We start from the raw sequence: 21,406 nt of genomic DNA on the forward strand, positions 1-21,406 counted from the left end.
TATATTAGGACTTTCCTGCGCGAATGGCATAAGCATCTAACAGTATTCTGGAAATCACCTGAAGCGGAAGTCTCGACCTAACCTCATAATCCGGGAAATAAGATGTTTCTGACTTGTAGCCAGTTAGCGTTAATTCAGCTAACGACGCGAGTGGACTGTTTTTGTTACAAGTCAAAGCAATCATACTTGTATCATTTTGCTGGCAGCTTTTTGCCGCATCCACTAGTTCTTCGGTATACCCATTTAGAGAAACAAAAATGACTAGATCTCCTTCTTCCAGCCTCTTACTTTTCGTGCGGATGATATTTGGATCATCATGCAGTTCCGCATATTTATTCAGCAGCTGCAGTTTCACTTCCATTTCCTTTGCGATCAGCTCCGAAAAACCTCGTGCAAATAATATGACTCGCTTGCTATGACGGATTTTTTGTACGGTATCTTCTATTAAACCGCTATTCAGCATTTCGATTGTTCGCATCACCTCTTGTTCATTCTTTAAGATGGCATCTTTTATTTCTTCATCCACTTGTTCAATGATTGAAAAGTTTGGATTCTGATCATTCTCATCCTTCAGCCGAATCTTAAAATCGGTAAACCCGTTATAACCAAGTTTTTTCATTGTACGGACAATGGTAGCCGTGGAAACATTTGCATCTTCACTTAACCGTACGATGGATATCTTAGGAATTGTATTGAGATTTTCCCTTATATAACGGATTAAATATAGCTCCGCCTCACTCATCTTCTCTGTATGCTGGCTGACCCGCGTCAAAAAGGTCTCATTCATGACGATTCCCCCGTGTAAACGTTTACTAATATTGTAGCGAAATCAGTGAATGTTGAAAACATTTACATCGAAAGGCATGCCATAATTAATTTGTAAGAAAAACACAGATAGGCAGTGATGCGGATGATTTATACATGCACGATGAATCCAGCGATCGATCTTTTCTCAGAGTTTACCTCTTTTGATCCTTTCGTCGTAAACAGAAGCATATTTGAAGAGTATCAGCCGAATGGAAAAGCTATCAATATATCATTTATGTTGAAGAAGCTTGGCATTTCCAATATGGCAACCGGATTCCTAGGCGGTTTTACCGGAGATTTCATTGAACAAGAGCTTGAAGCCTCCGGAATTGAAACCGCATTCATAAAAGTGGATGGCATAACGCGTATTAACACTTTCATCCGCGAGAACAGCATGGAATACAAGGCGGTAAACAGAGGACCAGTCATCTCGCAGCAGGCACAAGAGCTGCTGATCGAACAAATAAGGAACCTTAAAAGTGGTGATTGGCTCTTTGTCTCAGGCAGTCTTCCCCAAGGCATTGATGACCAAATCCATATCGAGATTGCTAAGATTGCTCATCAGCTAGGAGTTAAACTGGTGCTTGATATCAGTTCTCCCGTTTTACTGGATTGTCTCGCTTACGAGCCTTATCTCATTAAGCCGAATGATGAAGAAATAGCCAATTGGTTCAATATCCCGGATCATACAGATCGTGCAGAACTGCAAAAAGCTGCAGAACAGTTGCTGGAGCGTGGCGCTCAGCGTGTCCTCTTATCATGCGGCGCCCAAGGTGCCTTGTACTGTGACAGCACACAGGAGTTAGCTGTAAACGCTCCTTCAGGCAAGATAGTGAACACTGCCTGTGCTGGTGACACGATGCTCGCTGCATTTGCTGGCAGATTAATGCTCGGGGATTCCGAAGAAGAAGCCTTGGTTTATGCAACAGCTGCTGGCTCTTCTACAGCTTTCACATCAGGTTTATCTGACCTTAGTGATATTCCTTACTTGGCAGGTCAAATCCAAATAAAGAGAAAATGGGGTGTAAAGAATGACGTATAGAATTATTGCTGCAACCGGATGTCCTACCGGTATTGCCCATACCTTTATGGCAAAAGAAGCCTTGGAAGAAGCAGCACGAAAACGCGGCATCTCAATAAAGGTAGAAACACACGGACAGGATGGTGTCCAAGATACACTGACACAGGCTGAAATTGATGCAGCCGATGGCGTCATCATCGCTGCTGACAAAGATGTCAATCGCGATCGTTTTATCGGTAAGCGGGTTGTCAATGTGGCAGTCAGCAAAGGAATCAAAGAGCCAGATAAGCTGCTTGATGCGATCATCAACCAAACAGCACCTATCTATAAAGATGGCCAGCGTGCTGCTTCTGCAGGCAGCTCCGAACCGCAGCAAAAAGAATCTGTTATACGCAGTATCTACGTATCCCTCATGAACGGTGTCTCTCATATGCTTCCGATTGTCGTAGCAGGCGGTGTCATGATTGCCATCTCTCTCATGTTCGGTATCCACTCTGCTGACCCAGAAAGCTCGCAGTACAACGAGTTCGCTTATTATATGAACACAATTGGCGGCATTGCCATGAACCTGATGGTACCGGTGCTATGTGCATATATTGCTGAATCGATAGCCAAACGGCCTGGTCTGATTATCGGTTTCATCGTCGGGATGATAGCTTTCACGAATGGTACTGGTTTCTTGGGCGGTATTATCGGCGGTTTTATGACCGGTTATATCATTCTCGGACTAGGTTACTTGTTCAAAGCTCTGCCAAAACAGCTTGATGGCTTGAAATCGATTTTCCTATTCCCAGTCTTCGGTATTTTCATTGCCGGCTTTGCCATGTGGTTCATTTCAGCTCCGATGGGTTGGATCAACCAAGCAATGATGGATTTTCTAGCAAGCTTCCAAAACTCCAATCCAATTGTATTAGGACTTATTGTAGGAATTATGTGCGCATTCGATATGGGTGGTCCAGTTAATAAAGCAGCTTACGTAACAGGAACTGCACTGCTGTCTGATGGAAACTACTTCTTCATGGCAGGTGTATCAGCTGCTTGTATCGTTCCGCCGATCGCTACTGGCTTCGCAACGCTATTTGCCGGTAAAGCTTACAGCACAAGTGAGCGCAGTGCAGGACTGGTCAACTTCCTGCTGGGCTCTACTCATATCACAGAAGGAGCCATTCCATTTGCAGCGAAAAAGCCGCTAAAGGTCATTCCGTTTCTAATGATCGGTTCCTCTATCGCAGCAATTTTGACTTACGTATTTAAAGTACAGGTACCAGCTCCACACGGCGGATTTATCGTGCTCCCAATCGTTACACATCCTTTCCTTTGGATACTGGCCATCCTCGCTGGTGCAGTTGTAAGCGGCTTCTTGATTGGAATGGATCAAAAGCGTACAGCCGCTAAAAACAAAGTGAAGGAAACAACTATTGCTGAGACAGCAGCTGTTACAGAAAAAACAGCTTTACCAGTACAAGATATCAGTCAGATTATGTCTCTCGACACAATCAAGGTAGATGTGAAAGCAGCTACTCAAATAGAAGTATTTCAGCAAATCGCTGAAACAGCGAAGCAGCACGGTATCATCACAGATCCAGGCGCTATTGTAGATGGCTTTCTCCAGAGAGAAAAAGCAAGTACAACCGGCATGGAACAAGGTATCGCTATCCCCCATACCGAGCGCAGTGAAGTTCTGAAACCAGCAATCATCATCTTTAAGCTGGCTGACGGAGTCGAATGGAAAGCATTAGATGGGCAGCCAATCCGAATCGTGATTAGCATGCTCATCCCAGCAGGAACTGCCTCCAATCATCTGTATTACTTATCAGAGGTTTCTAAAATGCTCGTACATCAGGAAACGATCGATCAGTTGCATCATGCGACTAACTCAGAAGATATTCTTGCCCTTTTTTCTACTAAACTATCTGCTTAAAGGAGCTGCTAACATGTTAAATTTAACACCCGCAAAACGAGAAGCACTTGAGAGACTTTCGGACGAAAATGGAATTATCGGAGCCCTCGCCATTGACCAGCGAGGCTCCTTGAAAAAGATGCTGCAGCAGGAAAACACAAACAACCAGGGAGACGATACAATTGTATCTTTTAAAGAACTGATTTCTGAGGAACTCACACCATATGCGACTTCCATCTTGCTGGATCCTGAGTATGGTTTGCCAGCTGCACAGAAACGTGATAAAAGTGCCGGTTTGCTACTTGCTTATGAAAAAACTGGCTACGATGCGACTCAGCCAGGACGCATGCCAGATATTCTCGATGACTGGTCTGTTCAACGAATCAAGGCACAGGGTGCAGATGCAGTGAAATTCCTTTTGTATTATGATGTGGATGAAGATACAAGCATTAACGAAAAGAAGCATATTTTCGTGGAACGTCTCGGATCTGAATGTCAGGCAGAGGATATTCTTTTCTTCTTGGAACTCGTCTCTTATGACGCACACAATGATGATGTAAAAGGTCGCGAGTACGCTAAAGTAAAACCACATAAAGTAAATGATATGATGAAGGAATTCTCAAAATCTCAATACAAGGTAGATGTGTTAAAAGTTGAAGTTCCAGTAAACATCTCCTATGTAGAAGGTTTCTCTGAAGAAACGCCTGTGTACTCAACTGAGGAAGCACAGCGCTATTTCAAAGAGCAAAGCGAGGCAACTGATTTGCCATTCATCTTCTTGAGCGCAGGTGTTAGTGCTTCCCTTTTCCAAGAGACGCTACGTTTTGCAAAAGAAGCAGGTTCCAGCTTTAACGGTGTATTATGTGGCCGGGCAACCTGGAAAGATAGCGTAGCCATCTTCGGCCGTGACGGAGAAGATGCAGGAAAACAGTGGTTGCAACTAGAAGGCAGAAAAAATGTAGAAGCGTTAAATGAAGTATTAAAACAAACAGCGACATCCTGGAAACAGGCTGAAATACTCGCATAAAAAAGGAGCATATGGGCTATCCCATATGCTCCTCTTACTTATTGATTTAAAATAAACTGCTGGAACACCTTGATTGCATCCCCAAACACATCTTCATCAATATCAAACTTCGGATGGTGGTGTGGATATTGGCTTTTCTCTCCTTGCATACCGACCTTGACGAATACCCCCGGGATTTCCTGCAAGTAATAGGAGAAATCTTCAGAGCCCATAACTGGCTCCAATTCTTCATAGCGTTCTGCACCGAATGTTTTTTGCAGCAGCTCTTCTGCAAAAGCCGCTTCTTTTTCATCATTGATAAGCGGTGGTGTGCCAATGATGAAGTCAACTTCCGCTGTAGCACCAAATGATTCACAAATGCCTTTTGTCAGCTTCGCAATCTGTTCTTGGATCGTCTGTACTGCTTCTGTAGAGAAGGAGCGCATCGTCCCGATGATTTTAGCTGAATCTGGAATGACATTGTATGTGTTGCCTGCTTCAATCTTCCCAACGGAAATGACACTAGCGTCCATTGGATTCAGTTTACGGCTGACAATGCTTTGCAGCGCTTGAATGACATGTGTTGCGATATAGATCGGATCTACAGTCAGATGCGGTGTAGATGCATGGCCGCCAGAGCCTTGAATCTTAATTTTGAAATCATCGACAGATGCCATCATGGCGCCAGGACGAGTACCGAATTGGCCCTTTTCCAGACCAGCATCGACATGGATGCCGTAGATGCTGTTGACGCCTTCTAATGCACCTTCTTTGATCAGCTTATCTGCACCGCTCGGAGAAGCTTCTTCAGAGGATTGGAATAATAGCACGATATTCGGCTCCACTTCCTCTTTATGCAATGTGATCCACTCTGCTACCGCAAGCAGGATAGCTGTATGGCCATCATGTCCGCACGTATGAGCTACCCCATGATGCTTGGAGATGTAAGGTTTATCCCCTTCTTCTACCATCGGCAGTGCATCCATATCCGCCCGAAGTGCAATTGTCTTATCCCCTTTGGTGCCTTTCACATAACCGACAACACTAGGCGGCTGAAAATCAAGAATCTCAATGCCTAGCTTTTCCAGTCTATTACGTACGTATTTACCTGTTTCGTATTCTTCCCCCGATAGCTCCGGGTATTGGTGAATATGCCGACGATCTTTAATCGCCTGTTCTACTAATCTCTCTAATTCCATGTTACATTACTCCTTCTATTAAAACGGTCCGTATTGAATCAATTGAGCTATGATAAGAGCGATAATGGCAATGCCGATTTGGATAAGGAAGAATGGCAGGAACCACTTCACCCATTTCCCATAACCGATTCCTGCGATTGCAAGCAATGCGATGATATTGCCTGTAGGCAAGATCGTGTTGGAGATACCGTCTCCAAACTGATAGGCAAGTACAGCAGTCTGTCTTGTTACACCTATCATATCAGACAATGGCGCCATAAGCGGCATTGTCAAAGCAGCTTGTCCGCTTCCGGACGGAACGAAGAAATTGATGCCCATCTGCAGGAATAGCATACCAACTGCAGATAGTGCAGCAGGAATCATTCCAAGTGCATTGGAAGCATGATACAGCAGCGTGTCCATCATTCCTGAAGTATTGAAGATTACTAAGATGGCTTGAGCAAATCCGATGATCAATGCTCCGCCAAGAAGGTCTTTTGCTCCGAGGATGAAGTTATCGGCAATCCCAGAGAAAGAAATTCCTCCTAGGATACCCATCACCACACCGAACAGCAGGAATAATCCAGCAATCTCCGTAATGTACCAGCCGTATTTCAATACACCAATAATCAAGATGATGTAATTGATCAAGAAAGCTGATAGGACAAGCTTGTGACGAGAAGTCATTTTCTGTGTCTTATTAAGAGCGGAAGTATCAGCTTTTCTGCCGAATTTTCCGTATTCCCCGAGTTCAGGGTTCTTCTTCACTTTACTCGCATACCGCATCACATAGAAGACAGCTGCAAGATAAAGGATAACGAAAAGAATAATCCGGAAACCGATTCCGGAGAAGGTTGGCAGTTCGGAAATGCCTTGCGCAATACCTACTGTGAACGGGTTCATGACTGCCGCCGTAAATCCAACTCCTGCGCCGAGTACAACAATTGCAAAACCGGTTAATGCATCAAATCCAAGTGCTATAGCCATTGGCGCCAAAATCGCGACATACACGATTGTTTCATCTGACATTCCCATTAAAGCACCTGCTGCTGCAAAGAACAGCATCAATACAGGGATAAGCAGCTTCTCTTTATTAGCCATCTTTCTGGACAGCGTATAAATAAAGGCATCCAGTGCTCCAGTGGCAGTGAAAATCCCAAATGCTCCACCAACAATCAAGACGAAGAAAATGATATTCGCACCATTCACCATACCGGTATGAATACTATTGAATATGCCAAGCAAGCCGACATTCTCTCCATCGATATAGTGGAATGTTTCTGGCAGGATTACACTGCGGCCATCCTGATCCACGCGGTCATATGCTCCACCTGGAATAATATATGTTAAAATTGCTGCCACGATAATGAATGCAAAAATCATCACGTAAACGTTAAAATGTTTTGGTTTCTTTTTGTTAGCAGCTTGCTGCTGCGAATCTTGTAAGCTGTTCATCTAGTTGTACTCCTTCAAGGAAGATCCTTCGTTGTATATTATGTAATAAATATACAACTATTTATATAATAATACAACCGTATATTAATAAATTTTATAGATTGAATATACAAAAATAATGAAAAAAGCTAGAATCCTAAGATTCTAGCTTTCCTTTTTTAGCTGCGGAAGAAGTCTACTAGCGGCTTGAAGTCCTTACGAAGATCGATTTCATTTGGTTCTGCCTTCATCAGCTTCTCTACCATTTGTTCCAGCAGCTCTACATCTTTGGTATCGGTATATTCAACGAAATTGATGGAGTCGAGCCAATCGCGGTAGGAGTGCTTCGCTTTACCGTAGCTGTTGCCGAACACAAGACATGGTGTTTTCGTAATAATAGAGAAAATCATAGCATGCAAGCGGTCCGTGATGATCAATTTTTTAGAACTGATTAGATCAAGCATTTCAATGAAATGCTTTTCGCGATCTGCATAATCAATGTTAGGGACGATGTTTTCGTCTAAAACCGTATCTGTACGGTCAACAGATCCAAATTTCTTCGTCCATTCCATCAGTTCAGAAACGAAGTTCTCCTCCATTACTTTTTCTTTATCGGCTCTCAGGAAGAACATAACCCCTTCCCGCTCCTGCTCACGAGGAACAACATCAAGAGACATTACCATATCTGGTGTGTACATTACCTCAGAATCAAATGTATTCCTTACAACATCCAATGTTTGCGATTCTCTGGCAGCAATGACTAGATTTTTGTTCTGATGGTATGCTTCCTGGGTTTTCATTTTTTCCTGCTCGCCATGTTCATTATCTTCGAAGAACACAGACTGCGGCATGGAAATAGATTTATAATCCTTGAAAGCAGCGAAGACCTTCCGGCGATCTTCTTCAATATCCAAGTACAGGCTGCCTAGATTTCCGCCACCAGTGAACATAACAATATCATCTTCACCGATGATACCTTTTACAAACTCAATTCCCTCATCTGTTGCATAATCCATAATTTCTATATACTCGTAATAAGGGAAACGGCTTTGGATGAATTTTTCGATGCTATAGGCTATTGCCTGATCACCGATATTTGTATAGCTCGGCGAACCGAATAGGAATACCTTACGTTTATCATTAGTAAAAGCTTCAGGTGAAACATTCGGCCCGATGCCTTTTGCAATATTATTTGTGTCAATTGGTTGTATCGTCATATTAAGTGCCTCCTAAGCAAAGCTTCTTTATCCATACTACTCAATACCCCGAATCAAAAGAATTTATGCCTAAGTAGCATCTCAATTTTTACCATTTACTCTTCATCTTTCTCTAATCCACATGTGTATTCCAACGATACTGATAAACGTGATTCAACACGCCATCAGGCTCAGAAACCTTATAAATACGTAAAGATGCAGTCATGTTGTTTTCTCGCTCTCTTTAGCGCTATCTGTATAAATGAAGTAGCCAACCTTTGTCGGATGATCCTTCACGAACTGGCTCGCTTCATACTTCATCAGACTACGGAAGATAAGCCAATCCCCAATTCCTCCAGCTGTAAGAATCACAGAAACGGTAAGTAGCACACCATTTCCGATGATGTACGAAATCAGCAGCGGAAGCAGTCCTGTAAGGAAAACAGGTAAAAGCAAAGCAACACGATATGCACTTACTTTAATGGGGACCATGCAATGCGCATAGGCGGCGCCGTCCTTCCATGAAAAGCCATACTTAATCTGGCTGGACTTTACTTTCCCAAATATGATAAAGCCGATTCCATGAAGAAGCTCATGCGAAATAATGCCAATAATGGTGAGCAGAAAGAATATTGCAAGGGCAGATAAGCTTATGGAGATTTCAAACCCATGAATAATCAAATAAATAAAACTCGCTACAAACATCAATCCAATTGTCAGGTACGTCGCTTGTCTTTGCAATTTCCGCATATCAAATAATACTTCTCGCTTTTGCATGCTGAACACCTCCCTACTCCTTACGTATCACAGATATCTTCGTTTCAATAAAATCAGGACATTTAGTTTGGCAATACAGTTGACTGGCAAGGCTGAATAGCAGAAAGGAGCAACTTTATGTCCGAACTTATTCATGACAATTTGATTGTCATCGCTCGAATCATTACCATCATCCCGCTTATGCTAGTCGTGACCTTGTACATGGGGAAACGTGCAATCGGCGAAATGCCAGTCTTTGATTTTCTGATTGTTGTCATTCTAGGAGCACTCGTTGGTGCTGACATCGCTGATCCAGAGATAGAACATCTGCCAACTGCCGTAGCCATTGTCGCCATCGGTCTGTTCCAAAAGGCAATCGTGAAGTGGAAAATCTCTAATCGCAAAATTGGGAAGGTGCTTACACTTGGTCCGACTATCGTCATACAAGACGGCACCTTACTATATGAAAATATGCGGAAAGTCCAATATTCCATCGACAATATATTGTTTATGCTGAGACAAAAGGACGTTTTTGATGTACGTGATGTAGAAACAGCAATAGTCGAACCAAACGGGACACTTAGTGTCTTAAAAAAACCGAATAAACTTCCTGCAACACGGGAAGATCTCAATCTTCAGCAGCAAACATCAGCCATTGCTTTTCCTGTCATTTCGGATGGGTACATACACCATGACACCTTAACTCACTTCAATTTGGATGAAGAATGGCTAAGAAAACAATTGGCTGATCAAAACATCATTGGCATGAATCAAATATTCTTCGCATCTATTTCACATCCACAAAGCCTTCATATCAGTTTGAAGGAAAGGAAGCCGAATATTCCACCGATCAAACATTAAAAGAGCACCACCTGTTAAGGTAGTGCTACTTATTTCTATGCTTCTGCTATTTTTATTTTCGTTTTTTTCTGCTTCTCTTCTTTTTTCTCCTTAATTGTCCAGCCAGTTATCCCATAAAGCAAAGTGAATACTGGCGTGATAAAGGCTAAGAAACAGAATGGCAAATAAGTGACTGTCGCGATGCCAAGAGCACCAGCCGTATATATACCACCACCGGTCCAAGGTACAAGCGGCGCACTCAAAGTACCAGTATCTTCCAAAATACGCGAGAGATTTTCCGGTTCAAGATTAAGCCGCTCAAAAATTGGCTTCATGAGCGTTCCACCCATTACTGTGGAGAAGTAAACTGTTCCGCCAAGCACAAGTGTTAAATAGCTTACAATCACAGTTACCAAAGTCAAAACGCCGGTATGCTTGATCTTCATGGCAAATGATGCAATCAACGCTTCTAGTACACCGGCATCTGCTAATAGACCACCTAATCCCAGTGCAAATAAGAATAGCGCAATTAATTCCAGCATACTTGTCAGTCCGCCACGGATCAGCAGCTCATCAACTACAGGGATGCCGGATTCTACCGCATATCCACTATAGAAAGTGGTCAACATTTCAGCAAATCCGAAGCCTTGATAGAAGATTGCAATCAGTCCACCAACTGCTGCACCAGCAAAGATAGACGGTATAGCAGGTTTTTTCATGACTAATAATGTAATTAATACAACTATCGGGATCAATGGAATAATGCCCAATTGAAAATTGTTCGCCAGATATGATGTCAGTTGATTGACACTTTCTGAATCAGCACCAGTACCGTGATAGCGCAACCCAATGAACAGGAAGATAGCTGCTGTAATCAGATAAGAAGGAACTGTGGTCCAAAGCAAATGCTTAATATGCTTAAACAAATCCCCGCCAGTTACAGCAGGTGCCAGATTCGTTGTATCAGATAGCGGGGACATCTTATCCCCAAAGAAAGCACCACTAACGATCGCACCGCCAATTAATCCTGCTGGAATACCAAGTGCCGTACCGACACCCATCATCGCAACACCTGCGGTACCAACCGTTCCCCAGCTAGTACCTGTCGCAACAGATACTAGCGAACAAAACAGCAATGTCGTCACTAAAAAGAACTGCGGTGTAATTGCCTGCACACCATAATAAATTAATGTTGGCACAGTACCGGAAGCGATCCATGCACCGATTAAAATGCCGACGGTCAAAAGAATGACACCGGGCATCAATGCTCTTCCCATTGCTCTTGCCATGGATTTCTCGATTTGCTTATACGTAAATCCAAGCCCAAGCATAAATGGTATGATGACCAGCATGCTGATGAACATCAGTATTTGAATCGGTGCATCAAATGCTAAAATTCCTATGGATACTACTGCCACTATAGACAACAGCATCATTATTGCGTACAAAAACGACGGTTTCTTAATATCGGTTTCCAACCAACCACTCCTTCAACCTGAGGTTGTTTATTTGCTGCTGAACATAACACAACTTTCTAATTACCCGTTCAGCTGTTTCTTGAAACTTACTCTTTTAATGCTACAGCATATCTATATCTAATAAAAATGGCATTACTCGCAGTTATACTGGATAGACTTGGATCAGATTGGCAGACACGAAGATAAGTGGCGTGTTCTTACATATGCTCCAACATGATGCTGTATCTTCCGTTTAATAGCCCTTGTCATTTATGAACACCTATTTTCTCCTTTTTAGAGCACAGAAAATGGGCCTGCAAACCTGCAGGCCCATTTTTCTTATATTGAACAATTATCGTCTGTGCACACACCAGCATTACCAGATCCGAAATCTTTGAACTTCGGCTGTTCGTTTTCTTCTTTCCAAACTTGATTCAACGCACCGATGAATGTTTCCATAGGCTGCGCACCAGAGATTGTGTACTTATTATTAAAGATGAAGAAAGGCACACCTGTAATGCCGTATTGCTGCGCCATCCGCTCGTCACCTCTTACCTCATCCAAGTGAAGTGATTCATTATCCAAAATCTCCGCTGCCTCTTTGCGATCCAAGCCAGAAGCTTCTGCAACATCCAGCAGTGTTTCTTTTTCACTGAGGTTCTTTGATTCCGTGAAGTACGCATACAGCAGGTTCTCAGTCATCGCTTTTTCTTTGCCTTTTGTTTCTGCAAACTTGGCTAAGCGATGCGCATGCAGTGTATTTGTCGGCTTCATGTCTTCAAAGTTGAATGTAAGACCAACTTCAGCTGCGTGCTGCCCGATTTGCAGGTTGTTCACCTTCGCCTGCTCGATTGACATGCCGTACTTCTCTGAAAGTGCTTCGTGAATACTTTTTCCGTTGTACACCCCAGCATTCGGATCCAGCTCAAAGCTCTTAAATTCTATTTCCACACTATCCTTGTGCTCGAATTGCTCTAACGCAAGTTCCAGCCTTCGTTTACCTATATAACAGAAAGGACAGACAAAATCTGACCATACTTCAATTTTCATCGTGACACCCCTTTTCACATTAAGATGATTTTAGCATAGACCCGACAATCCACAAAAATAGATGCTTGTAATTAGAGCCATCATATTGTACCCACATATTAAGAATATGCATGGGGACATCCTTCATCCGCATAAAGTATAGCGTCTCTACCTATAAAGGAGCGATCAGCATGAATCAACCTCAGCAAACGACCTATATCAGCAATGTCGAACCCCATGTCTATCAAACATTACAAGGAGTTAGAAACAAGCAAATTGTAGTTGAAACCGTACGTGGATCTGTCACAGGAAGACTGACAACAGTGCGTCCAGACCACATTGTCGTTGAGTCGGGCGGTTCGTCCTTTTTTATTCGTACCGCTCAAATTGTCTGGGTCATTCCAAAAGGATAAGGAGGTTAACAGATGATCAAACGTGAAAACAGACTTGCAATCGACTTGCCTATCCCTGAACATGGCGATCCGAATGCTGCTGCTGCTGTGCAGGAACTGCTCGGCGGAAAGTTCGGCGAAATGTCAACCTTGAATAACTATATGTACCAATCCTTTAACTTTCGTAACAAGAAAAAACTGAAGCCCTTTTACGACTTAGTCGCAAGTATCACCGCTGAAGAATTCGGGCATGTAGAGCTCGTAGCCAATACGATCAATCTCTTATCCCGCGGCAATACTTTCTATACCGGCGATCCAGATGTTACGCCTCTCAGAACCGGCAAAGACAGCCGCAATACATATCAATTCATCGCAACAGCACAAACCGCATTAGCCGGAGACTCCATGGGGCGCCCCTGGACAGGAGACAATGTCTTTTCCAGCGGAAATCTCGTATTGGATCTGCTGCACAACTTCTTCTTGGAGTGCGGAGCACGAACACACAAGATGCGTGTATATGAAATGACAGAACATGAAACAGCTCGGGAAATGATTGGTTACTTGCTCGTGCGCGGCGGTACGCATGTATTGGCGTATGCTAAAGCATTGGAGATAGCTACAGGTGTGGATGTTTCCAAACTTGTGCCGATTCCGGATCTATCCAACACCAAGTTTGATCATGCTCGTAAATTCGAGCAGCAAGGACTAGGAAATATCCTATTCACCTGGAATGACATGGGCGAATATGCAGACATCCGAAAAATCTGGAAAGGAGAAAATCCGGAGAACGGCAGTCAACTTGTTGTGAAGCAAGGTTCGCCGCGCGGAGGTCCGATTCCGGATCTCGAGGAGCTGCCGGAGGAATTTGCTCCTGGAATCGACCGGGATGACTATGCACGGATTGCAAAGCGTTTGATGGAGAATTTATAAAAGGCTGCCGTTATTCGGCAGCCCCCCTTTTTTATGTTTCATGTATCCAAATACGCATCTCACCAGCTTGGCGGTTACACCAGGCGTAATAAGGAACAGCACGCAATCTTACAGGCTCTAATACAGGTGAATCAGTCTGGTAAAGCGCTTCTGATTCTGCTGCTTTGAGCCCATCTGTCTCTAAAATCACAACTCCGTTTAACAAGTCTTCCTCAAACGCTGCAGTGATTTCGCTCTCCCGCGGCAGCCTCAATCCAGCAAGACTCTTACCGTTGTCCACTTCCTCCAGACAGTAGACAACCGGTCCGCGTTGCAAGGCAACCTGCCCTTGATTCATCCCGATTTTCGGATTGCTATATACACGCATCACTGGCAGCTGAAAATGCAGTTCAATCCTATCTTCCGTTGTCCACTCTCGATCCAAAATAAAATAGCCCTGCTCCATGTCATCGATTGCTAACACTTCACCATTCACAGACGTCGTCGCTTCTTGGCACCAGCCAGGGATCCGAAACGCTAGCCTGAATTGTCCTGTTCCTTCTACTGTAATTGTTATACTACCTTCCCATGGATACTGATGACTTTGCTTGAGCTTAACAGGCACATCATCAATCGTAGTTTGCACGGTTCCCGCCAAATAAAGATGTGTATACAGAGTATCCTTCGACTGTGTATAAGCATAATCCTCAATCGAAGCAATCAGACGTGCTAAATTCGGCGGACAGCACGCACAGGCAAACCACTTCTGCCTCTCCTGTTTCACATGCTCCTGATCCTTTCGTCCAACTTGATATGCATTTACTTCCAGCGGATTTACATAAAAAAATCGTTTACCATCTAAGTCCATGCCGCTAATTGTCCCATTGTATATTGCCCGTTCCAACACATCTGCATATTTCCTGTCTGGTGAGAGCAAAAGCATCTGCTTTGCCCAAAAGACAAGTCCGACAGATGCACATGTTTCACAGTACATGCTGTCATTCGGCAAATCGTATGCATCTGTAAAAGCCTCACCGTTAACAGCTGAGCCAAGGCCTCCTGTTATATACATTTTCCGGTTCGTCACATCATCCCATAAGGCATCACATACCGCTTGCAGCTCCGCATCATCTGTACGTCGTGCAAGATAGGCCATAGCTGCATACAAATACATTGCTCGCACGGAATGTCCGACTGCTTCCTGCTGCTGCCGTACAGGAAGATGTGCCTGCATATAGGCATAACCGAGTCTAAAATTAGTATTCTCGTCATTCCATGTCGACGGGGCACCTAAGGATTGACGCTGCTCTTTTTCCATATTGAAGTAATGTGGCTCCTGCCCACGCTGCTCGATAAAATATGCTGCTAGCTCCAGGTGCTCGCGCTTACCTGTTGTATCGAATAACCGAAGCAATGCTAGCTCAATTTCCGGATGCCCCGGATAGCCCTGCAGTTTTCCATCTTCTCTTCCAAACGTACTCCGAATCAGTTCTACATAGTCCTCCATTATATCCAGGAATGCACGCTTACCAGTCGTTTCATAATAAGCAACTGCTGCTTCAACCAAATGGCCCGCACAATACAGCTCATGATTGTCTCGCAGATTCGTCCATCTGTTGTCAGGCTCAACAAGCATATAATAGGTATTCAAATATCCGTCCTCAGCCTGCGCTCTCCCCATTAATGATATAACATCATCAGCCGCTTCTTCCAATTCTGAATCTGGAAAGCTGCGTAAGCTATAAGCGACCGTCTCCAGCCATTTCGCTACATCACTATCTTGAAAGACAGTGCCATAATAGTCACCCTTTGCTTCCCCCGCCACAATGCGAAAATTTTCAATAGCATGGCTCGGCGCGGTATCCGGCAGCTGATCATTCAGCGCTTTCCATTGATATGGAATCACCTGTTCAGCTACAAGCTGCTTATAGTTCGACCAGAAGGCATCTTCCACAGTTACTTTTTGATTATTATTCACACTAGAAAGTTCCATATCGCACACTCCTTCTGCACTTTAAAATTAAGCGTTTTCAAAATACAGCGTAGCATCTACAATAGGAAGTGATATAGAACCAGATTCAACTTCGTTTTACACTATTTCACCCAAAAGGCGGCGAAAGGGAAATGGAGAAATCCTATCTATCATTCTCAGCTCCACCACTGCCATATTTTGTAGAAGGAAACAGCACGACATTTTATAAAGGACAGCAGCATCCTGCACGAAGAAAACTAGGATTCTTTGATATAATTCTCGTCAAAGAAGGTACTTTATTCATTGGGGAAGAAGCATTGCAATGGGACATTTCTGCCGGAGAGGCATTAATTCTCGAACCAAGCAAGTATCATTATCCAACAGCTCGCTGTGCATCAGATACGACATTCTATTGGCTGCATATGCAAAGCCCATCCTTTTGGAAGGACCAGTCTGTGTGTGCCTCTATCTCACCAGCTGAGCCCATACCGTCGCTGCATTACCATACTGAACATGCAACGATTCACCTGCCGAAATATCAGCAAGTACCACAACGGCATGTCCTGTACGATACAGTAGAAAACCTGCTGCAATCCACCACTCAGCCGCGTTCCTTCGCCTTTTGGGAAACACAGCAATTGTTCATGCAAGTGCTGCAGCATCTGTCTTACAATCCAATACCGCAGCAAACCTCATTGCGATTAGCGGAACATGTTGAAATGTATATTAAACAGCACTACAACCAACACATCACGAATGCAACCCTGGCAAAACACTTTCATGTGCATGAGAACTATTTGGCCAGATGCATGAAACAAGCTTTTTCATGCACACCGCTTGCTTACTTAGCAGCATACCGATTACATCAGGCACGACTGCTGCTTTTAACAACAGACTGGTCTTTGCAGCAAATTGCGGAAGAAGTCGGTTTTACAAGACAAGGTTACTTCTCGAAAAGCTTCAAAGCAAAATACGACTTATCACCAAGCCAATATAGACAGGACATGAGTAAAGCCTAGCTAACATCTTTGCAGGTACGCTATAATGCAAATAACAAATACACAGCTAGGCAGTGATAGCATGACAGAAAAACATACAACAGCTGAAATAGAAAACATCATGACCTCCATTCTTGGTATCCAGCAAAAATCAAGAGCATTCATCAACTTGCTGACAGAAGGCGAAGCACTCTCCGAGAACCATTTACTCCTCTTGCTCCAACTGAAGCTTACAGATGGCATGAAAGTCACTGCTATCTCCGATCTTTTTCACATTACGCCTGGTGCAGCTACTTCCATGTGTGACAGAATGGAAAAAATGGGTCTTGTGGAACGAAAACGGGAGGATAAAGACCGAAGAGTTGTAAAGATGGTTCTTACCTCAGCTGGCCAATTCAAAGTAGAAGACCTCTTTTTGAAATTCCAGTCAAAAAAACTGCAGGACATGGCTGCGGTCCTGACAGAAGTGAATGCTTTACTGCAGAAAATCATTATATAAAAAAAGATCTCCGAGCTGGAGATCTTTTTTTATATGCCTATTGACAGGACAGCAAGCAATATACTTTAATTATAATATGTTTTAATGATTAAAATATATTATAATTAAAGTATAGGGCGTGATCAGTCTCTGCAAAAACAATGTAACCCTGCCGCTTGCTTTGCCCCTGTAACTACGTTTGTAGTATCGATCCTTTTATGATAGTTCCCAAAATGACAAGGAGATGAAAATAATGCTGAAGTATCCTAAATCACTTCGTTTGTTATTATTGTCACCGGCAATTCTTGTGTTCTCTATTCTTTATGGCGGATTCATCACCGTCATCGTCCTCACCTTACTGGCCGGCTTTTTAAACACATTTGGTTTCGAGCAATTCCAAATGTTTATCTGGCACAACATGGAGATACCAGGTGTTTGGAGTATCCCTTTTGCGGTTGTCGTGTCCGCTTTGCTTGCGTATCTTACCATGTATATAAAACGCTTCTTATCTTACCTCCTGAGTCAGGTGAAATAAATGGTCTACAACCATTTCTCCTTCCCAATGCATACAACAAAAACGATACCTCCTGACACCAATGATCTACCTACACATGCAGAACCCGACAGCAACAGCAAAACTACCCCCAACGATAGCGATAAAGCCGAAGTGGAAGAAATATAGTGCAGCCGTTTCTGAACAAAAAAAAGAAAGGAGCGAGTGAAATCGCTCCTTTAAGTAAAAACCAATTGCCTGCGCTTCAATAGGATCTCAATTAGTCTTCGTTAATTTCCCATGCAAGACTAACCTCCCATCTTCCGGATCCTGTAATTCATTGCATGTCGACAAGGTAATAATATTATCCTTCTCTGTCACTTGGATGTCTGTCCGCATTTTTGACTTTTCTTCTATCACATCAATAAAATCCAAGTATTCTTCGTCAGTAGGAAAATCAGTTTCAATGTAATTAAAATCTGTCGTTGTTACATATACCGAGAAAATTTCTACTTTATAGCTTTCATAAATTGTATCAAATTGAAATTCTTTATTTTGAGAGAAGAAATCTTCATCTAGAAATTTATCCAATTGCCCAAACATCGACCCGTCTTTCATCTGATGACCGTATATAATCGTTTGTCTATCCTGTGCGTCTGATTTATTACGAAAATCCATAAAGATACTGCCCGATTTGGATGTCTCCTCTTTATAATTTCGATTCAAATAATGATTGTTATCGGAACTTTGTAGTATGGGATAGTCTATTTTTGTATTATCAATTGTTAACCAGCCTACTATATTAGGGTTGATATCTAAGAGACTTTGGAATTGTGAGCGTACTGAATTTTCCGATGCTATGGCCTTGCTTTCTTGAAGATTGCCTTTATACTGCACTTGGATTTCTTTCATTACTTGTTCACTTTGAACATAATCAAAGCCAATCCCCCCTATCTTAATAAGGGAAAATAAAAATACAACTAAACAAGTAAGAAGGATTATCTTTTGAAGCCAGTTCATTTTTTTGTTTTCCTTTTTCCTCATGCTATATCCATACCTTTATCGTTCAGTATTGTCCTCCATGAATAAAATGTGCCCCTTGAAGCTTCGGACTGCTTGCCTTATCACTACAAGGGACACACGAATAGATATAATTATCTTCTTCTAAATTTTCTTTGCCAAATAACGACGGCAGCTGCAATGGCTGATGCTGCTAGTAATCCAACATATAAGATTATGTTTGTGTCATCTCCTGTTTTAGGGTTTTCCACCACATCTCCATCAGCGCTGCTTGAAGTTACCGGCTTTACGGAATTGTTACTTTCTTTACTCGCATCTTCTAATTTAGCAGGTGTTTTCTTGTCTTCATTTTCAGTAGTTGAATCTACTGTGTCTGTCTCTTCCGTTTCTTTTGTTGTTTCTGTTGCTGAAGCGTTATCGTCTTCTGGTTCCGTTACAGGATCCTTTGAAGGATTGTTGTCATCCCCTGTTTCGGATGGCGGTACGACTGGAGACTCGTTTTCTTCCTCTTCTTGGGAATTGCTGTCTACAACATATAATGCATTTGCATCGTAGGAGACCTCGTAATTATCTGGAAGACCTGTGATTTCAACTTTAGAAAAGGCACTCTTCTCTGCCAGTGCATCATAAGAAATGATCGGTGTATCTGCATCAGGGATAAACCCGTCTGTAAAGTTTAGTTTTAGCGTCCCGTCAAAGGTGGCCTCACCGTTAATATCAAGTACTTCTTCTTTATTTCCGATGGTAAGATCTAGTGTACCTGCTTCTGACTGTGTGAAGTTATTGCCAATTGTCACACCGTTTGACACGTTCTCAATTAGTGTTCCTTCCGTATTCACGACTTCACCCTCACCAAAAGCGGAACCTGAATTTGCAGCTAAAGTTCCTTCTTCCAGTAACGTGCCTCCGGTATAGGAGTTATCACCAGATAGCGTTAAGGCACCTGTACCTGACTTTGTTAATTTTCCAGATCCATCAATGTCATTCTTCCAAGTGTCAGCCTCATTGAATCCACCTCGGGCTGCATCCATTGATACCGTAACATCATTTTCAAACGCTTCATAACCACCAGCAGCAGCAAAGAGGTTCAATCTTCCCCAGCCTTCCGTATCATCCAGTACAGGATATCCGGAAGGTAAGCCTGTTGTATATAATACCCATCGGCGCTGCGCATCATCTAGGTATGGAAAGCGAGTCTCAATCAAAGCCTCAGCACCCTTCGGCACTACCATTGGCTTTGTAGTATCTCCGATTTGTTCAAAGCCATATGTAAGACGCTCCGTATAGTTCTGCTTATTTGTCTCGTAATCGCTATAGTTATCTTCGGAAGTACCCTCTTGCGTAAGCAGTACTTCATGCGCCTGTGCATGGGCAGCATCTTTCACACTTTTGTTATTAGGATCATTCAAAGCAGACGCAGCAACAGCGGTTGCCATCACTCTTCCGCCAATAACATCCAACGGTGAATGCATACCAGCAACGATTCTGCTATTGCCCATTTCAGAAGCTCTTGTCATTATTTCTTCATATCGCTCTGGTACAGCATAAGCAAATCCATAGGACGCTAGATAACCTGCGTTCGTATGTCCACTCGGGAATCCGCCATCAGTGCTGGGATCCTCTTTTATTCTCGGAACAAGCGTCGGAATAACACTTACATCTTCACTCCAGCGAAAGGGACGTTTATAGCTGTAATAAGCTTTTGCATTTGAAGTTGAAGCTCCGCTGTTGCGGATAGTATCAATTAGTCCTACCATGCTTCCAAGACTCGAATTCTGGTCTGCCCAAACGCCATTGTTATTGCTTCCATCATCATAACCTACACTTGTCGCATCTTCTGGAATCTCATCCGGAATGGTCGTCCCTGCATTCGCACCAGCAATAAAATTATCAGCGTGAGGACCAAGCCCTGCAATGGCACTGTAATTCTGATGACGGCGATCGATTAAATAAGCCGCCTTAGCTTCTTCATCGGTACGATTCTCTGTAATTGAAATTGACTTTGCAATATTATAATTATGTATATCTTCATTCAGCACAGTGCCATTGTCCCAAGAAGTTCCCGGTTCCCAAAGGTCATGAAACTCGGATAGTACACCAATGGAGGGATTGGATTCCGGCGTCATATTGGAGCTGTTATTATTTGCGTAGTTATCAACATAGTAGCCGTATGATGCTTCTTGCGGGGCGATAGCGGATTCATCTAAACTATTTGCCGCCAAAACAGAATTAGAGCCTTGGAAACAAATAACTGCCGCTAATGCTAGGACAGGTATTTTGGACTTTCTTTTTTCTCTTGTTTCATTGCACTTAATCGCCATTTACTCACTCCTCATATTTTGTACTACAGAGTAATTCTAGTAATGAGTTGTGGTATTAGTATTAATTTATTGATAAGAGATTGTATTTCCTGACATAATATTTTAAATTGTATGTAAATATTACATATATTTACATACAGAAACCTAATAAATGTATGATATTGTATAATGATGTCAGTAAGCAGATGACCGTTCTCGA

At 42.9% G+C, this 21,406-nt stretch carries 19 protein-coding genes and 1 pseudogene; 9 read left to right on the forward strand and 11 right to left on the reverse strand.

From position 1 onward, the window contains the following. Window positions 1-4: 4 nt before the first annotated feature. Window positions 5-787, reverse strand: a complete 783-nt coding sequence (locus CHH48_RS16215) for a MurR/RpiR family transcriptional regulator (protein WP_095220357.1) — start codon at window positions 785-787, stop codon at window positions 5-7. A gap of 123 nt (window positions 788-910) precedes the next feature. Here CHH48_RS16215 and pfkB point away from each other — a divergent pair, with 123 nt between their 5' ends. Genes pfkB through lacD form a run of 3 tightly spaced genes read left to right on the forward strand, consistent with a single transcriptional unit; the run spans window position 911 to window position 4,755 of the window. Then, entirely contained in the window at window positions 911-1,849 is a 939-nt protein-coding gene (gene pfkB / locus CHH48_RS16220) for a 1-phosphofructokinase (RefSeq protein WP_095220358.1), read from the forward strand. Then, the gene (locus tag CHH48_RS16225) at window positions 1,839-3,749 is read left to right on the forward strand and encodes a fructose-specific PTS transporter subunit EIIC (RefSeq protein ID WP_095220359.1); all 1,911 of its coding nucleotides are present in this window, start codon (window positions 1,839-1,841) and stop codon (window positions 3,747-3,749) included. The genes pfkB and CHH48_RS16225 overlap by 11 nt, the downstream gene beginning before the upstream one ends. A 13-nt stretch (window positions 3,750-3,762) precedes the next feature. Then, the gene (gene lacD, locus CHH48_RS16230; RefSeq protein WP_095220360.1) at window positions 3,763-4,755 is read left to right on the forward strand and encodes a tagatose-bisphosphate aldolase; all 993 of its coding nucleotides are present in this window, start codon (window positions 3,763-3,765) and stop codon (window positions 4,753-4,755) included. A 38-nt stretch (window positions 4,756-4,793) separates the two neighbouring features. On the opposite strand, the gene CHH48_RS16235 is transcribed toward lacD, so the two are convergent. The 4 genes from CHH48_RS16235 to CHH48_RS16250 all read right to left on the reverse strand — a co-directional run bounded on the left by CHH48_RS16235 (window position 4,794) and on the right by CHH48_RS16250 (window position 9,319). After that, a complete protein-coding gene (locus tag CHH48_RS16235; protein ID WP_095220361.1) occupies window positions 4,794-5,933 on the reverse strand; it encodes a M20 metallopeptidase family protein in 1,140 nt (379 codons plus the stop codon). A gap of 18 nt (window positions 5,934-5,951) precedes the next feature. Continuing rightward, entirely contained in the window at window positions 5,952-7,367 is a 1,416-nt protein-coding gene (locus CHH48_RS16240) for a YfcC family protein (RefSeq protein ID WP_095220362.1), read from the reverse strand. 158 nt (window positions 7,368-7,525) lie between these two features. Next, on the reverse strand, window positions 7,526-8,563 hold the full coding sequence (locus CHH48_RS16245; RefSeq protein ID WP_095220363.1) for a polysaccharide pyruvyl transferase family protein: 1,038 nt from the start codon (window positions 8,561-8,563) through the stop codon (window positions 7,526-7,528). 201 nt (window positions 8,564-8,764) lie between these two features. After that, on the reverse strand, window positions 8,765-9,319 hold the full coding sequence (locus tag CHH48_RS16250; RefSeq protein WP_095220364.1) for a DUF3267 domain-containing protein: 555 nt from the start codon (window positions 9,317-9,319) through the stop codon (window positions 8,765-8,767). A gap of 117 nt (window positions 9,320-9,436) precedes the next feature. On the opposite strand from CHH48_RS16250, the gene CHH48_RS16255 reads away from it, so the two are divergent. Next, window positions 9,437-10,159: a DUF421 domain-containing protein gene (locus tag CHH48_RS16255; RefSeq protein ID WP_095220365.1), complete on the forward strand. Its 723-nt coding sequence runs from the start codon at window positions 9,437-9,439 to the stop codon at window positions 10,157-10,159. 35 nt (window positions 10,160-10,194) lie between these two features. On the opposite strand, the gene nhaC is transcribed toward CHH48_RS16255, so the two are convergent. Together nhaC and CHH48_RS16265 are read right to left on the reverse strand one after the other, a co-directional pair. Then, entirely contained in the window at window positions 10,195-11,616 is a 1,422-nt protein-coding gene (gene nhaC, locus CHH48_RS16260) for a Na+/H+ antiporter NhaC (protein WP_095220366.1), read from the reverse strand. 318 nt (window positions 11,617-11,934) lie between these two features. Further along, window positions 11,935-12,645, reverse strand: a complete 711-nt coding sequence (locus CHH48_RS16265) for a DsbA family oxidoreductase (protein ID WP_095220367.1) — start codon at window positions 12,643-12,645, stop codon at window positions 11,935-11,937. Window positions 12,646-12,815: 170 nt separating this feature from the next. On the opposite strand from CHH48_RS16265, the gene CHH48_RS16270 reads away from it, so the two are divergent. Then, a complete protein-coding gene (locus CHH48_RS16270) occupies window positions 12,816-13,037 on the forward strand; it encodes a YuzF family protein (RefSeq protein ID WP_095220368.1) in 222 nt (73 codons plus the stop codon). 12 nt (window positions 13,038-13,049) lie between these two features. Then, window positions 13,050-13,946 carry a manganese catalase family protein gene (locus tag CHH48_RS16275; protein ID WP_095220369.1) on the forward strand — a complete coding sequence of 299 codons (897 nt, stop codon included), beginning with the start codon at window positions 13,050-13,052 and terminating at the stop codon, window positions 13,944-13,946. A gap of 31 nt (window positions 13,947-13,977) precedes the next feature. On the opposite strand, the gene CHH48_RS16280 is transcribed toward CHH48_RS16275, so the two are convergent. Next, window positions 13,978-15,918 (reverse strand): glycoside hydrolase family 127 protein, encoded by a 1,941-nt coding sequence (locus CHH48_RS16280; protein WP_095220370.1) that lies wholly within the window; start codon window positions 15,916-15,918, stop codon window positions 13,978-13,980. A gap of 131 nt (window positions 15,919-16,049) precedes the next feature. Here CHH48_RS16280 and CHH48_RS16285 point away from each other — a divergent pair, with 131 nt between their 5' ends. From CHH48_RS16285 to CHH48_RS16295, 3 genes are all read left to right on the forward strand, one after another. Further along, complete coding sequence (locus tag CHH48_RS16285; protein ID WP_095220371.1) at window positions 16,050-16,916, forward strand: helix-turn-helix transcriptional regulator; 867 nt, start codon at window positions 16,050-16,052, stop codon at window positions 16,914-16,916. A gap of 25 nt (window positions 16,917-16,941) precedes the next feature. Beyond that, window positions 16,942-17,394, forward strand: a complete 453-nt coding sequence (locus CHH48_RS16290) for a MarR family winged helix-turn-helix transcriptional regulator (protein ID WP_245840405.1) — start codon at window positions 16,942-16,944, stop codon at window positions 17,392-17,394. A gap of 232 nt (window positions 17,395-17,626) precedes the next feature. Next, entirely contained in the window at window positions 17,627-17,908 is a 282-nt protein-coding gene (locus CHH48_RS16295) for a hypothetical protein (protein ID WP_095220372.1), read from the forward strand. Between the two features lie 234 nt (window positions 17,909-18,142). On the opposite strand, the gene srtB is transcribed toward CHH48_RS16295, so the two are convergent. The 3 genes and pseudogenes from srtB to CHH48_RS16305 all read right to left on the reverse strand — a co-directional run. Then, the gene (gene srtB, locus CHH48_RS16300; protein WP_095220373.1) at window positions 18,143-18,910 is read right to left on the reverse strand and encodes a class B sortase; all 768 of its coding nucleotides are present in this window, start codon (window positions 18,908-18,910) and stop codon (window positions 18,143-18,145) included. Window positions 18,911-19,020: 110 nt separating this feature from the next. After that, entirely contained in the window at window positions 19,021-19,140 is a 120-nt protein-coding gene (locus CHH48_RS20020) for a sortase B protein-sorting domain-containing protein (RefSeq protein ID WP_371809538.1), read from the reverse strand. Between the two features lie 267 nt (window positions 19,141-19,407). After that, window positions 19,408-21,207 (reverse strand): annotated as a pseudogene (locus CHH48_RS16305) (phosphatase PAP2 family protein); the annotation flags it as partial. Window positions 21,208-21,406: the final 199 nt, after the last annotated feature.

Origin of the sequence: Terribacillus saccharophilus (assembly GCF_002272075.1) — a bacterium.
GTDB lineage: Bacteria > Bacillota > Bacilli > Bacillales > Amphibacillaceae > Terribacillus > Terribacillus saccharophilus_A.